This is a genomic window from Paenibacillus peoriae KCTC 3763 (assembly GCF_000236805.1).
Classification (GTDB): Bacteria; Bacillota; Bacilli; order Paenibacillales; family Paenibacillaceae; genus Paenibacillus; species Paenibacillus peoriae.
In genome coordinates, this window is sequence record NZ_AGFX01000030.1 from 175,343 (window position 1) to 189,431 (window position 14,089).

A 14,089-nucleotide genomic window follows, 5' to 3' on the forward strand; every position below is an offset into this window, starting at 1 on the left:
CTGATCATCTGAAGACAATAACGACTGGAACAAAGGTCCGTTCGCACACAAAAGAAAGATGCTTTCCTGGCAGCCTTTTTATCGTTTTTGGGACACCCCCGGATGTCAGATGCTCGACACTACCTTTTTTTTCAATTCCTCGACCGCAGCCCGAATCTGCTCTGCCTGCGTTACGGCGGAAATCACCGCTACACCATCCGCACCCGCACGTATCACTTCCTCTACACGATCCACCGTAATGCCCCCGATCCCGACGATTGGTACATCCATTCCCGCTTTGCGCAGCTCATACAATATGGCCGGACCCTGCACGGCATGGGCATCATCCTTGGAGATGGTCGGATAGATGGGCCCCACGCCGAGATAGTCTGCACCTTGCAGGATGGCGCGGCGGGCTTCCTCAATCGTATGGGCGGAAACGCCGAGAATCCGGTTTCCGATCCGCTTGCGGACGGAAGCGGCCGATTCGTCGTCCTGACCAATGTGAACGCCGTCGGCGCCGAGCTCAAGAGCCAACTCTACATCGTCATTCACGATGAAGGGAACCCCCATACGGCGGCACTGGTCTTGTAGCCGACGTGCCAGTTCAATCCTGGGAGCGCCTGTTAACGCACCACGGCCCTTTTCCCGGAACTGGACCATGGTTGCGCCGCCAGCCAGAGCCTCCTGCACGACCCAGCCTGGTTCCGCGAGGCAATTCACGCTTCCTAGCACCAGGTACATCTGTAGATGGCGGCGCACCGCCTCCGACAATATTCTGCTGCTCATAGAAGCACCTCCTGACGACGGCGGAAGGCCCAATGATTGGTGGGGCCATGTCCCTGTCCAAGCTGCAAAGGTTCTTCGATCGCCGCCTGGATAAAGGCTTTACCATTCAAGATAGCCTCCGGTACAGACATCCCTTTTGCTAATTCAGCGGTAATCGCTGCCGAGAAGGTACATCCTGTTCCGTGTGTATGGACAGTCTGTACCCGCTTGCCGCTTAGCTCTGTAAAAGCGGTTCCGTCGAAGAGCAGGTCAACGACCTGTCCGCTGTTCTCGCTTTCGTCAGCGTGGCCGCCCTTGATCACGATGAATTTTGGACCCATATTGCTAATATGTCTCGCAGCCTCGCGGCGATCCTCCATCGTACGGATGCTGATCCCTGTCAGGGCTTCCGCTTCCGGGATATTCGGCGTAACAACCAGGGCCAAGGGGAGCAGGTCGTCCTGCAAAGCCTGCACCGCTTCCGATTGCAGCAGCTCTGCACCTCCCTTGGCAATCATCACGGGATCGACGACGACCTTTTTCCAGCCGAATTTTCGGATCTGCTCGCTCACAAGATGGATGATGCCCGCATCAAACAGCATGCCAGTCTTCAGGGCATCCACGCCAAGGTCTGATCCTACCGCTTCAATTTGCTCGGCTGCCGCCTCTTGTGGCAGCGGATATACACCGTGAACCCCCAAGGTGTTCTGTACGGTAACTGCCGTAATCGCCGACATGCCGTATACGCCAAGCTCCTGGAAGGTTTTGAGGTCGGCCTGAATCCCGGCCCCGCCACCGCTGTCCGAACCGGCAATCGTCAGTGCTCTGGGTACACGAACGTCTGTCATCGCGTACCACCTGCTGTCGTTGTTCCAGCTTCACGAATCGATACATGCCTCTCCAGCGAGCCTGCATGCAGCTTGGCAAGCTCATCGAGAAAGGCAATCTGGAAGCTGCCGGGTCCCTGTTCTGCTGTACGGGCGGCGGCTCGGGAAGCGGCTACACCATAAAATGCCAAGCCTGCTGTTCCTGCGAGCAGCAGATCAGGCTCAACGGCGGCAAAAGCGCCCAACACAGAGGTCAGCAGGCAGCCTGCTCCGGTTACCTTCGTAAGCAGCGCGTCTCCGCCATAAATCATTCGTGCACTAGACCCATCGGTGATGACGTCCTCTTTTCCAGTGATGACAACGATGGTATTGAGCGCCCGCGCAGCCCGAACTGCCAGATCGACATGACTGCTGCTCGGGCTGTCACCAGCATCTACGCCTTTAATCTCGCGGGCTTCTCCGATAAGATGGGCGACTTCGGCCGCATTGCCCCGCACCATTGAGATGTTGACTTCACTCAGAATTCGCAGTGCCGACTCGGTTCTAAAGCGCGTAGCTCCCGCACCGACCGGATCTAGCAGAACCGGAACGCCATGTGCATTCGCCGATTGTCCGGCAATGATCATGGCATCGACCAGTTCGCGGTTCAGCGTACCGATGTTTAATACGACAGCACCTGCTATTTTGGCCATATCCGCTACTTCCTCGGGGGCATAAGCCATCACCGGTGAAGCGCCCAGCGCATATAGGCCGTTGGCAGTAAAATTGGTGACCACCACATTGGTCATATTGTGAACGAGGGGGTTGCTGCTGTGTACCTTTGTCAGAAGCTCTGAACAATCCTTTTCCCATGTACTCATATTGATGATCCTCTCATATTAGATTCGCTATTCACGACAGCACCTGCAGTCCAAGGTGAACGGGATTATTCCAGGACCGCAGCCTGCATCTGGATCGGCCATTCTTCCTGCTTATAAGCCATATCCCAGAACATATATTCCAGCTGGCAGCTTAGCATAAAATGCTCAATCATCCGTTCCCGTTCGGCGGCCGTTGCACTTTCCGCCCAAGCATCCACACGGGCTTGGTATTTGGCGGTTGCATCTCCAACCTGGTTTCCATAGAAACAAATCCATTCATAGAAAGGGTGGGACTCGTCGGGCCTTACCTCATCCAGCAGCCTGCAACCAATCTCCAGATATGTCCATGGACACGGCAGCAGCACGGCCATGATCTCGCCCAGACTGCCCTCATGCGCGACCGTCAGCATGTGACGAATATAATGGTGAGCCGACGGAGCGAGCGGGTATCCCTGCATCTCTTCATAGGTCACACCTGCGACAGCACAGAAATTTTGATGGGGATGAACCTCGCTGTGGAGAATAAAAGAGATCTGTTCGTTAAATACAGCCATGTCCTCCCGGCTCGTGCATTTGGAGATCGCGATGCCATAGATCCGCATGTAGGCGTTCAAATATTCAAAGTCCTGTTTTACATAGTGAATCAGCTGTTCCCTTGTCAAACTCCCTTCAGCAATACCTCTCACAAAGGGATGCTCAAAAATCGCTTGAAAAATGCCGTCCGCCTGCTGACGGAGCTCTTGTGTGAAGCTCATTTTTTCCCCACCTCCACCAAAATGTAGAGCAGGAAGTCCCGTAAGAATACAGTTCCGGAACAACGCTAAAAAGCCGCCCCGAAAACTGGAGCGGCTTCATCATGAGGTCCAATGCGCAAAAAAACAACAGGGACCTTATATACGAAGGCTCCACTTTCCTACGCTAGTACGAACTAGATCAGGTTCAAAGGGTCCAAGATACGTTCTTGTCTCAGCCATAAGTGGCTCCCCTAGTGGACTTCCTATTCTTTTGACTATTACTGTACATTCGTTCATACGTTATGTCAAACCGTTATCCATTCGCTCTGCGAATGTTTGTGCTTGACCTGGTTATATCAATAGCGAAATCAGCACAGGAAGTGTAACGAGAGAGATGACAGCACTGATGACAAAGGAGGAGGCTGTTTCTGATTCCAGACTTTCAAAACGGGTAGCGATCATAGCAGCGACTGCTGAACCCGGGAAGGAAACGAGCAGAACCGCCTTAACGGTATCGGCAGACGACAGACCGCACAGGTAGGCAATCAGCAGCATTAATAAAGGCTGCACGATTGTTTTTAACAGTGCGATAGCAAAGGCACTTACGCTAAAACTAATGTTGCGTACGCCAATGGTCACACCGACCGCGAATAAAGCAGCCCCGGACGTAATGTCACCGATTTGATTAAGCGATTTGCTTAACAAATCCGGTGATTGGAAGCCGAACAAGGTCAAAATCACACCAACCAGCGGCACCAGCGCCAGCGGTTCCTTTAAGCCGTGAAGAATGGAGTCCCAGATCAGCCTTCCAAGGGAACCCTTCCGTTCCTTGCCTGAATTCCGGCTGGCTACGGTAGCTATAATGGTAGCCGCCGGGTCAAGGACGGCATTGACTACGATTCCGGTAAGTGCAATCGGAATCGCCACGGCTGAGGAGCCGTAGATGGCTCCGAGCACGGGAATTCCCATAAAAGCAAAGGTCGGCTGTGCCGAGTTCAAAGCGAACATGGCGGCATCCTTCACCGACTGCTTCCTCGCAAAGCGGGACAGCAGAAGGAGAGCGACAAAAAAGCCGACAATGCCAATGAACAGAGCCAGCAGGAATGGCCATTGCTCAACGAGCGCTCTCCTGTTCGTTGTTGTAATGCCGATGAATAGATGTGCAGGCAGCGCAAATTTGGTAACGAGCGCATTTAGGGCTTTGGAGGAAGAGGCATCGAAGCTTTTGTAATGCCCCGCTAACCATCCTAAAATAATAACGAAAAAAATCGGCACCAAAATATAAAGGATATGTCCGACACTCATAGATCGATTCTCCTTGCTTGAACTGACGTATCCTGTCTGTCTGAACAGGCATTCCCGTCCCTAATTGAAGCATTAGTGAGGGTGATGGATTACATTTTCCACGGCTTTGACCTTCACATATTCCGGTTTCCACATCGCATCCCGAATGGCTTGCTCAACATCTGAAATGTGTGCCTGAGCTACCTGATCCTGAATCGCGGCCTTCGCCACCGCAACCGCCACCGCGAACGAGACATCACGTAATTTTCGGATATGGGGCAGCAGTGCCCCGCCAGGTTCATTCGAATCCACGGCATTGGCAACAGCATCTGCTGCTGCGGTAAACATGGAAGGGGTGATTCTTTTGGCTTTGACCACAATCGCGCCCAGACCAAGTCCCGGGAAAACAAAGGCATTGTTCGCCTGTCCAATCTCAAATTTCGTACCGTTATAGGTGACAGGCTCAAAGGGACTTCCGGTAGCGATCAATGCTTTGCCATCGGTCCACCGTATCAAATCCTCGGGTACCGCTTCGGCAAGGTTTGTAGGATTGGACATGGGCATGATGATCGGGCGTTCGACATGCTTGGCCATTTCCTTAATAATCTCTTCTGAAAAGGCACCTGCTACACCAGAAGTTCCGATCAATAGAGTAGGCTTCACCTGACGGATAACCTCAAGCAGCGGTATTTTTCCGTCATCAGAGCGCGTCCATGAGCTGATTTCTTCTTTTTTACGTACATACGGCTTCTGATAATCCAGGACATCTTCCATATCGTCTGTTAATAGCCCGCGGTAATCAAAAGCCCAAAATGGCTTGAATGAATCCTCCTCCGACAGGCCATCCGCGATCATGGCTCCCCGAATTTGGTCAGCATTACCGATTCCTGCTGCCCCCGGACCGAACACAAGTACTTTTTGCTCACGCAGCGGAATCTTGGTGACACCTACCGCTGAAAGAATCGCAGCCAGGGTTACCGCTCCTGTGCCTTGAATGTCATCGTTAAAGGTGAGAATGCTGTGACCGTATTTGCCTATAATATGGCGTGCGTTCACGCTGCCCACATCTTCCCAATGCAAAAGCGCCTTCGGGAATTGCGTTAACGTTTTGCTGATAAAAGTATCAATAAACTGGTTGTAGGCTTCTCCGCGAACCCGCTTATAGCGGTTTCCGATGTACAGCGGATCATTCAGCAGCTTTTCATTATTCGTACCCACATCCAGTACAATCGGCAGTACCCGCCCGGGATGAATGCCTGCCGCGGCTGTGTACACAGCAAGCTTGCCGATAGCGATGTTAATCCCCCCGACACCCCAGTCACCGATGCCCAAAATACTTTCGGAATCCGTTACGACGATCAGATCCACATCTTCACCGTTCAAACCGGAATTATAATACGCTTGTCCAATGCCGTTCGGGTTATCTATCGACAAATATACGCCACCGGGACGGTTGTACTCGTGACTATATTCTTGAATTGCGGTTCCTACCGTAGGTGTGTAGACCACAGGCAGCATTTCACTCAGATGGTCGGTTAGCAGGCGATAGTAGAGTACGACATTTCGATTGTGAAGATCGTTAAGCGAAGCATTTTTACGCAGCATGGTGGGCTGTGCCAAAAACTGCTGATACGCCCGTACGCTCTGTTTTTCCAGTGAAAGGACTGTCGGAGGAAGGATTCCTTCCAGCCCCAGCTCTTTGCGTTCTTCTTCTGTAAAAGCGACACCTTTATTCAAAAGGGGGTTCGCCAACACATCCTTGCCCCGTAATGGGGTGGATAATGAGCCATCCTGATTGACATAAAATGCTTCCATACAAACATCCTTCTTTCTCTTCGATTGATGATTGTTCATTAGGCTTATTCATGACGAAAGATGACATGTTACCCATAGTATGGACATGCCAAATGGTTTTATTCGTCTATTGATATATGACAAAATAACCATAATCCTTCTTTTTCATTAATCACAAAGAACCAATTATTAATATTGAAAAATACAATAATTTTATTGTTTTTGGTTCTTATGAATCAGGTCTTAATACTCTATTTTTACAAAATATAAAAAACATTGTTATTTTCCTTTTTCCTTATGTATCACGGTATGTCAGGTATTTTATTAAGAAATTATGAAGGATTTGCACATCGATTTAACGCCTCTAAGCAAACATTTTTAATCCTTTTTCAACAAAATAGAACTATTCGGAGGAAAAGGAGAGGTTTGTGTGCAGGGGCCTATAGCCATTTTTAGCGATAATGACAGGGCTATTGATTATCCCAATGTGATTCATTTTTACCAATCTATACAATGCAGGGACCCTGAGGCAGCTTCAGTCTATGTAGACGCATGTTGTTGCCTGATCGATTACAGGGAACCGGAGGAAGCTGTGCGGATCGCCAATCAAATTCGTAGTCAATTTCCACAAATGCCACTGCTGGTGGTAACGGATGTAACGGCTCCATTCAGTGATCAGCATATGGTGCAGATCACCGGAATAGGCCGTTTACGCCTACTATTTTGGCAAGCCAATGACAACGAGGAAGTGCTGTCAGAAATACAAAGCTTGCTCTACCCTGAGTATTCGGCCAAAGGCCAACATATTGCCTTCATTCTGTCTGTATATAACGAGGAGCAACGTTTTGTACACGTCGAGGCATTTGCTAAACGCCTGCAAACCTTTATTCGCAGCCATCTTGTAGAAGGCTCCATTTATCTCATTGATGATGGCAGCCACGATAGTACGAATACCTTGATTAGAGCGTTGAAGGCAACAACGGATTTGTCCGTCAACCGGATTAATCAGAATCTTAGTCCTTTGCTTCAAACCAGGGAGTTGGGGCGCAATACCCGTAAGGCAGGAACGTATTTGGAAGGGATGCGAACCATCGGTGCGGATTACTACGTATTTGTGGATGCGGACGATTCCTTTTTTATTGAGGATATTGCCAGAATGATTAATGTGGTTCGACAGGGCTACTACGATGTCGTGATTGGAACCAAGGATATGACAGCCGAAAATCGCTCTTTATTACGATCTATCGTCAGCTTTGGCAAACGAATGGTTTCCCGCCCGTTTTTACCGACAGGTGTGGTGGATTCGCAGACAGGGCTTAAAGTCATGAGCTCTATGGCAGTGAAGAGGATGTTTCCACATTTGAAGGAGCAGCTTGGGCTGGCACTGGATTTGGAAATGATGTTTATCGCCAAGCGACTCCAGCTTCGTGTGCTGCAACTCCCCGTCAAGTGTATTGACCGGGATGGATCGCACATTGATGTCTTTAAGGATTCCATTCGTTTTCTACGTTCCATTATTGATATTTGGCGGCTGGATCGGCGGGTGAGATAACAACGTGAACAACCGATTGCGTCCGTTGATGTTTCCTTTTTTTAATGTGCTGCTGAACGGATTTAATTTTTTCTTCCACATTGCAGCAAGCTGGTATCTTACTGGACAAGCTTATGGTCAGGCGAACGCGCTGCTGGCCCTCTTTGCACTGTTGTCCGTTTTGGGTTTATCGATCCAGCTATTAACCGCCAAGCTGGTCTCCAAGGGAGACCACAAGCTTCCGCTACGCAGTCTACCGCTTGGTTCTCTCTTGCTAAAAGCTCCTTTGTTACTCACCGTGCTTGCCATAGTCATACTGGTGGTCTTTCATCCGTTGCTGCGCTCGCTATTGGGCGTCGAATCCGGTCCGTTGTTCATGTTGTATGGCCTGGTAGGGTTGCATATCCTCGTGAGCTCTTGCCGCGGAGATTTACAGGGCAGGGAACGCATGCTGGCACTCAATGTGAACTACTATATTGAGGTTTTTGGGAAGCTGGGCCTGTTTTTTGTTTTGGCCGCATTGGGGTTAAAGCTGGAGGCCTTGCTGCTGGCGAGCTGTGGGGGGATGTTGATGTCGCTGCTTCACGGCTGGATCGTTTCGGCTCGGGGCTTATCCTTATTCAGTAACCGTGGAGAACGTATACCTTCCGGGCTATGGAAATCACTAGGTCAGGATTTTACGGATAGTCTCATAACGAACTTATTTATTTTGTTTTGCATCTCCATTGACATGCTGTATGTGCAGCATTATTTTCCGGAACAGGCCAGCAGTTATGCCATTGCGCTGAAGTACAGCCAATTGGTCTATTACGTTTCGTACAGTCTGATCGCTGCTTTTATTCCAAAGCTCGGTGCGCATGGTCATGACCGTCAAGCCTTGGGGAAGCTGATCGCTGTTTATGGCGGATTAATGGCTGTGGCAGCCATCTGTGTGTATGTAGGTACGACCTTTGTGTTCCCATCATCGATTCCTGTATTGTTCGGGCCTTCCTATCAGTCGGCAGAAGCTTTTATTCCATGGGGAGGATGGGTGTACTGGCTGTTTTCCATCGTGCTGTTCTTTGTTCATATGCATGTATTGGTGGGCAGACGCAAATCTATGTTCAGCTTAATCGCAGGAGCGGCGGCTTTACTGGTGGCCTTTCATATGGCCCACAAAGAGCCTTCCGACTTTTTATTGTCTGAGCTGGTGGTGTATGGCGCCATGTCTCTTTACTTTGTGGTAGATGCCTATTTCTATTTGTTCAAAATAAAGATAAGGGGGGATTCACCTCATGAATACAATACATGAACAGGACGGCAAAACTGTAGTTCTATTGCTATCCTGGCGTGACATTCGTTCGCCTAAAAGCGGAGGAGCAGAAGTTTTCACCCATGAGATGCTAAAACGCTCACAGAAAGGCCGCTTTCATTTCATTCATTTTTCGCCCCAATTTGAGGGATTGCCTGAGCATGAAATCATAGATGGAATTACCTATATCCGAAAAGGAAATATATACAGCGTTATTTATTTTGCCATGCGCTATTATCGGCGTCATCGCAAGCATATTGATTATGTCATTAATCAGGCGAATACGCACCAGTTCTTTACCCGTTTTTGGGTCGAGGCATCCAAGCGAATCTTTTTTATACATCAGTTAACAAGGGAAATATGGTATCAAAATGCTAGATTTCCACTGAATTTTATCGGATTTCATCTGGAGCCGTTGATGCTCAAGCTGGCTCGCAAGGATCGTACACTCACTGTTTCCCCTTCTACCCGGTATGATTTGCTTAAGATGGGCTTTCACCCGGATCGTGTTCATCTCTTGCCGGAAGGCATTGAGTTTGAACACTGGCCGCGTGAACAGTTTTTAGCGAAGGAGTCCAGTCCGACCTTTATGTATGCCGGACGTTTTGTGAAATATAAAGGGATTGATCTGGTCGTTGAAGCCTTTGGACGACTCAAGAAAAAATTCCCACAAGCTATATTGTGGATTGTCGGAAAAACCGATAAAACGTATGTGGCAGAACAATTATTACCGATTATGAAACGATATGGTTTGACTTATGGAGAACCGGATGAGCAAGGGCAATCCCAAGCTGATGTTACCTTTTTCGGATTCGTTTCAGCAGAGCATAAGCTGGAGCTGATGAGCCGTGCCCACGCGCTTGTATTTCCATCCCTGCGTGAAGGCTGGGGCTTGACGATTACCGAAGCGGCAGCCGTTGGAACCCCAAGCATTGTCAGCAATTCACCTGGTTTGGTGGATGCGACGGATTTTGGGAAAAGCGGATATCTATGCTTTCACGGTGACATCCGGGGCTTATCTGAGCAGATGGAAAGAGCAGCAAAGGGTGGCGAAGATTACATGGCCATTCGCGAGCGGGCATATCAGTATGCGTTAAGATTTCATTTTGATCATACCGCAGCTACGTTTGAACAGTTGATGGGAGATTGGACAAAGGAGGCGGAACAGAGTGGACAAAGTGGTCATTCTCTTCTCCACATACAACAATGAGCAGACAATAGAACCATGTTTGCGCAGCTGTATGGGGCAAAATTACAAGGACTTGCATATTGTGATTGCCGATGATGGCTCGAATGACCGGACTGTGGAGGTGATTCGTACGCTGTCGGCAGGAGGCTCAGTACCCGTTACGGTATTGGAGCTTCCCCACGGGGAGCGTGGAGTCGCGAGAGTCAAGGCAGTTGAAGAGGCGAATCGTTTGGGTGCCGAATACATACTTGTATTGGATTCCGATATGATTTTAGCTGAGCATTTGATCCAGCAGAGTATCGACTTTTTTGACGATCATCAGGACATTGGCGCCCTGGTTATTCCTGAGGAGGCGTATTCGGAAGCGGACAATTTTTTTTCCAAGGTGAAAGTCTTCGAGCGCAATGTGATTAACAACGCGGGTGAAACCTTGGGAAAACGCTCCATTGAAGCAGCACGCTTCTGGCGAATGAGCGCTTATGAATCGACAGGCGGCTTTAATGCGGAGCAGATTGCTTTCGAAGAAATACAGCCGACCTTACGCTATATAGAGGCTGGCGGAGTCATTCGCCGGGCGGTATTTACACGGGTATATCATGATGAAAAAAAGGTATACCTGCAAGATGTATTGCGTAAAAAAGCCTACTATTTTTCGGTGATGGATCGTACGATGTCATCCGAAAAGGGGGGCTTGCGTAAGGCACTGGAACGCTGGTACTTCTTCCGTCCGGTGCTGTATACATGGGGGAATTTGAAACGTTACATTCGTCACCCGCTGTTGACGGTGGGCATGCTGTGGATGTATACATGTCTGACCGTGATTGGGGCTGCCGCCGTGTTAAAGGGCGGCAACCGTCACTCAGGCGATCTCGCTAAGGCGGATAAGGCGTAAGGATGAATGGCCCACAGTCAGCGTATCCAGCGTGTACAGGTCGGGATCGGAAGATTCCGACTCCTCATACGGTATGTACAATGAATGCGCCGTTAACTGAATACCATCACGGTCAGGATGACGAAGTGAGCTGCCCACAGGATACAGCTCAGCGAGCGCAGCGTGTACAGCAGTTACAATATGCTGATCATTGAGCAGCACATAAGGCCGATACGGAGCATTCAGAATGCTGTCAATAAATACCGACAAGCCATGAGCCACATTTTGATCTGCACACTGGCTGCTTCGATTGAGCTGGGCCTGATCCAGTGCCTCATACAGTATCTTTTTTAGCGTATCGTCATCCAGTTCCAGTGGTTTTGTCAAAAAGCGGAACACGCCGACTTGATTAATTGCCGATAAAATGGACTGCGTATGCAGGTGACCTGACAAAATGATCCGTACGATATGCGGATAGTCCTTCTTAATCATACGAAGGAACGTGATCCCGTCCAGACCAGGCATGAGCAGATCGGATACCACTACATCAATAGGGTGCTGTTCCAGCACCTGTAATGCTTCTTTGGGTGTGTTAGCGGTATGTAAGGTGAATGTTTCTTGCGTTAATGTCCGTTCTAGCAGGGACAGAACCATAGGGCTGTCATCAACAAATAGAATATTTTGGGGTGTCATAGCAACTGCGCAACTCCATTCATGAAGTAAGAAATGAGGAACTACATGTATAATATCAGCGTTTTGGCATTTTTGAAAGATGTCAATGCAGAACGGGCGTTGCGTATTTTCTGTGAACGGTTCGATTCGGCTGAACATGCGCTCTGGGAAAAAGGCATGCGTCTGCTTCATCAGTATCATGCTGTGCGGCATACGGGTGTAACCCTGACCGTATCCAGTGCACTTCAGCACATGGATAATCGTCATGATATTTATGTGGTTGATCTTCGGGAGTATGGCGAAGAAGAACTGGATGGCTTATATATTGCAAAAACATGCGAGTTGATTTTGCTGACCGACGAGGCGCCGGAAACCGCCGCGAGGTTTACCGCACTGCAGCGTCGGACTCCCCGGCTGCTGTGTGCACGGCTGCCGCTGGTCAGCTACGAGCTGGAATGCTTGATGCAGGCTATTTTGGGCCGTCTTGAACAAAATGGAGGGGACAGGGAAGCATGAAGCAATGGGCTTTGTTGAAACCGGGTTGGCAAAAGCTGATCCTGTACCTGATCGTTCTGTGCGTGACTGTGTTCTTGGCTGCTGTGCTTCAATGGTTTGTCGTACGGCAATTCAACAGTCACTTGGCAGAAATTCAAAATGAGCAGCTCCAGTATGAGGTGCAGGGACTGTCCGCCAGTGTAACCGAGCGTTATACTGCATGGCAGGCTGAACTGAAGGATTTGTCTTCCGGTCTGGGAAGAGATATGCTGAATCAGGGAAAGCGTCTATACCCCCAGGGGTTTAAGCGTGAAACCGGGTCCTTTTATGTGCTGGATGAACAGTATCATGTGATTGCCGGACAAGAAAACCGTGAGATGAAGAGTGCGGTGCAGCAGATAAAATGGCTACAAAACGGTTGTGCCGCTAGCCCCTTTGTAACAGAGGATCATCAGCCTGCCCAGTATATGGTATGCAGGATTCAAGGGGCGCAGATGGGTGGCTTCATGGTGCGTACCATTGACGCTGACATGCTTAGCGGAATCATTAAAAGTAAACCGGTCGATCAGCACGAGGTTTTATTTTATAGTAATCAATTTAAGGTTGTAGCTTCCCGCAATTCACCGGATATTAACCGAACGGATATTACAAACGTAACCCGCAGGCTGCTGGAGGGCAATACGGGCGCCATTGAAGATAGCGGAGTGAAATATGGAATAGGGTTCAGTCGCGTTGGGGAAGAGGCGCTTTACATATCGGTTAAAGATCCTGGTCAGGAGATTGCAGAGCGCATCAGCTCTTTTCGCAAAAAGTTGTTGATGGTCATGGCTCTGATATTGCTTATGCTGTGGGCCATGCTTATACAGTTCCGCAAACGAATTGTGAAGGATGCCATCGTCAATAGTCAGGTGCGTGACCAGCGGCGGGATGAGGATATGCGGCAGCAACAGGACACCTACTATTTGCCGTTAATGCAGACGATTGAGCAGCGGCTGCAGGAGCTGCAAGAGCAGACTGCCCGTATGACAGGCGGTGATGATCTGAAGCTGCTGGGCTTCTATCATGATCTGGCCAACCGCTTTGAAGCAGCTTCCAGCCAGGGAAAAGGAGCATCTCATGAGGAACTGGAGTACTTCCGTGAGTTGAATGAAAATTTCATCCAGGGTCGCCTCAGACAGGAAACCTCAATGGGAGAGCTGCTGACAGGAGTGCGTACCCTGCGCGATGAGCTGGAAGAAAAGATGCATGATAATAGTGGGATTAGCTTCACCGATATGAATGAGGTATTGTCCGAGTCGCTGAAATGGGCGAACCGTTCGTTGAACATGAAGAACATTCAGGTTATCCTGCGGCAAGAGCCTGTTCCATCCATTGCAGCACAAGCGCCGATGCTGTACAAAACGATTCAGGGGCTGCTGGAAAATGCAGCACAGGCCATGAGTCGAGGTGGAGAGCCGGTAGAGAATCAGGAGCGAGGCCGAACAGGGTTTCGATCCAAGCGCAAGCCTCACATACTCAAGGTGAGTTCACGGCTTGAAGAAGGAGAAATTATTATTGTTATTGAAGACACAGGCGGCGGGATTGATGATAAAATGCGCTGGAGCTATTTCCAGCCGGATTATTCCCAGAGCTCGCAGGAGCATACCTTCAGCCTGTATCATATGGATGCATACCTGAAAACGATAGGCGGTCGCTTAAAGCTGCGCAATACGGATCAAGGCTTGCAGGCCATTGTTCAATTGAGAAGATAGCCCAAAGATAAACGACAGATAAACGAGAAATTCAAGAGAGGGG

General features: G+C 49.4%; 13 protein-coding genes and 1 riboswitch. Of the genes, 6 read left to right on the top strand and 7 right to left on the bottom strand.

Annotated features, from left to right (window positions below; translation table 11 throughout):
• Nucleotides 1-105 precede the first annotated feature (105 nt).
• The 6 genes from thiE to KQI_RS0116925 all read right to left on the bottom strand — a co-directional run bounded on the left by thiE (nucleotide 106) and on the right by KQI_RS0116925 (nucleotide 6,267).
• Nucleotides 106-768: a thiamine phosphate synthase gene (gene thiE / locus KQI_RS0116900; protein ID WP_010348026.1), complete on the bottom strand. Its 663-nt coding sequence runs from the start codon at nucleotides 766-768 to the stop codon at nucleotides 106-108.
• Nucleotides 765-1,595, bottom strand: coding sequence for a bifunctional hydroxymethylpyrimidine kinase/phosphomethylpyrimidine kinase (gene thiD, locus KQI_RS0116905; RefSeq protein ID WP_010348028.1), 831 nt, complete (start codon nucleotides 1,593-1,595; stop codon nucleotides 765-767). Before thiD ends, thiE begins: the two co-directional genes overlap by 4 nt.
• The gene (gene thiM / locus KQI_RS0116910; protein ID WP_010348029.1) at nucleotides 1,592-2,434 is read right to left on the bottom strand and encodes a hydroxyethylthiazole kinase; all 843 of its coding nucleotides are present in this window, start codon (nucleotides 2,432-2,434) and stop codon (nucleotides 1,592-1,594) included. The genes thiD and thiM overlap by 4 nt, the downstream gene beginning before the upstream one ends.
• A gap of 65 nt (nucleotides 2,435-2,499) precedes the next feature.
• Complete coding sequence (tenA, locus tag KQI_RS0116915) at nucleotides 2,500-3,189, bottom strand: thiaminase II (protein WP_010348030.1); 690 nt, start codon at nucleotides 3,187-3,189, stop codon at nucleotides 2,500-2,502.
• A gap of 138 nt (nucleotides 3,190-3,327) precedes the next feature.
• Nucleotides 3,328-3,431: riboswitch (TPP riboswitch) on the bottom strand.
• Nucleotides 3,432-3,519: 88 nt separating this feature from the next.
• Complete coding sequence (locus KQI_RS0116920; RefSeq protein ID WP_010348031.1) at nucleotides 3,520-4,473, bottom strand: AEC family transporter; 954 nt, start codon at nucleotides 4,471-4,473, stop codon at nucleotides 3,520-3,522.
• A 72-nt stretch (nucleotides 4,474-4,545) separates the two neighbouring features.
• Nucleotides 4,546-6,267, bottom strand: a complete 1,722-nt coding sequence (locus KQI_RS0116925; RefSeq protein WP_010348032.1) for an NAD-dependent malic enzyme — start codon at nucleotides 6,265-6,267, stop codon at nucleotides 4,546-4,548.
• Between the two features lie 409 nt (nucleotides 6,268-6,676).
• Between KQI_RS0116925 and KQI_RS0116930 the strand changes: the two genes are divergently transcribed.
• From KQI_RS0116930 to KQI_RS0116945, 4 genes are read left to right on the top strand one after another with little or no spacing between them, the layout of a single operon-like run.
• Nucleotides 6,677-7,798, top strand: coding sequence for a glycosyltransferase family 2 protein (locus KQI_RS0116930; RefSeq protein WP_010348033.1), 1,122 nt, complete (start codon nucleotides 6,677-6,679; stop codon nucleotides 7,796-7,798).
• Between the two features lie 4 nt (nucleotides 7,799-7,802).
• Complete coding sequence (locus KQI_RS0116935; RefSeq protein WP_010348034.1) at nucleotides 7,803-9,068, top strand: polysaccharide biosynthesis protein; 1,266 nt, start codon at nucleotides 7,803-7,805, stop codon at nucleotides 9,066-9,068.
• A complete protein-coding gene (locus KQI_RS0116940) occupies nucleotides 9,052-10,278 on the top strand; it encodes a glycosyltransferase family 4 protein (protein ID WP_010348035.1) in 1,227 nt (408 codons plus the stop codon). Before KQI_RS0116935 ends, KQI_RS0116940 begins: the two co-directional genes overlap by 17 nt.
• Complete coding sequence (locus tag KQI_RS0116945) at nucleotides 10,238-11,149, top strand: glycosyltransferase family A protein (RefSeq protein WP_010348036.1); 912 nt, start codon at nucleotides 10,238-10,240, stop codon at nucleotides 11,147-11,149. Before KQI_RS0116940 ends, KQI_RS0116945 begins: the two co-directional genes overlap by 41 nt.
• On the opposite strand, the gene KQI_RS0116950 is transcribed toward KQI_RS0116945, so the two are convergent.
• Complete coding sequence (locus KQI_RS0116950) at nucleotides 11,117-11,821, bottom strand: response regulator (protein WP_010348037.1); 705 nt, start codon at nucleotides 11,819-11,821, stop codon at nucleotides 11,117-11,119. The two genes, KQI_RS0116945 and KQI_RS0116950, sit on opposite strands and share 33 nt — an antisense overlap.
• 45 nt (nucleotides 11,822-11,866) lie before the next feature.
• On the opposite strand from KQI_RS0116950, the gene KQI_RS0116955 reads away from it, so the two are divergent.
• Both KQI_RS0116955 and KQI_RS0116960 read left to right on the top strand, forming a co-directional pair.
• The gene (locus KQI_RS0116955) at nucleotides 11,867-12,316 is read left to right on the top strand and encodes a hypothetical protein (protein ID WP_010348038.1); all 450 of its coding nucleotides are present in this window, start codon (nucleotides 11,867-11,869) and stop codon (nucleotides 12,314-12,316) included.
• On the top strand, nucleotides 12,313-14,046 hold the full coding sequence (locus tag KQI_RS0116960) for an ATP-binding protein (RefSeq protein WP_010348039.1): 1,734 nt from the start codon (nucleotides 12,313-12,315) through the stop codon (nucleotides 14,044-14,046). The genes KQI_RS0116955 and KQI_RS0116960 overlap by 4 nt, the downstream gene beginning before the upstream one ends.
• Nucleotides 14,047-14,089: the final 43 nt, after the last annotated feature.

Bases quoted from the DNA above. Each gene is read 5' to 3' on its own strand.
- thiE (WP_010348026.1), bottom strand. From the start codon at position 768: ATGAGCAGCAGAATATTGTCGGAGGCGGTGCGCCGCCATCTACAGATG.
- thiD (WP_010348028.1), bottom strand. From the start codon at position 1,595: ATGACAGACGTTCGTGTACCCAGAGCACTGACGATTGCCGGTTCGGAC.
- thiM (WP_010348029.1), bottom strand. From the start codon at position 2,434: ATGAGTACATGGGAAAAGGATTGTTCAGAGCTTCTGACAAAGGTACAC.
- tenA (WP_010348030.1), bottom strand. From the start codon at position 3,189: ATGAGCTTCACACAAGAGCTCCGTCAGCAGGCGGACGGCATTTTTCAA.
- KQI_RS0116920 (WP_010348031.1), bottom strand. From the start codon at position 4,473: ATGAGTGTCGGACATATCCTTTATATTTTGGTGCCGATTTTTTTCGTT.
- KQI_RS0116925 (WP_010348032.1), bottom strand. From the start codon at position 6,267: ATGGAAGCATTTTATGTCAATCAGGATGGCTCATTATCCACCCCATTA.
- KQI_RS0116940 (WP_010348035.1), top strand. From the start codon at position 9,052: ATGAATACAATACATGAACAGGACGGCAAAACTGTAGTTCTATTGCTA.
- KQI_RS0116950 (WP_010348037.1), bottom strand. From the start codon at position 11,821: ATGACACCCCAAAATATTCTATTTGTTGATGACAGCCCTATGGTTCTG.
- KQI_RS0116955 (WP_010348038.1), top strand. From the start codon at position 11,867: ATGTATAATATCAGCGTTTTGGCATTTTTGAAAGATGTCAATGCAGAA.
- KQI_RS0116960 (WP_010348039.1), top strand. From the start codon at position 12,313: ATGAAGCAATGGGCTTTGTTGAAACCGGGTTGGCAAAAGCTGATCCTG.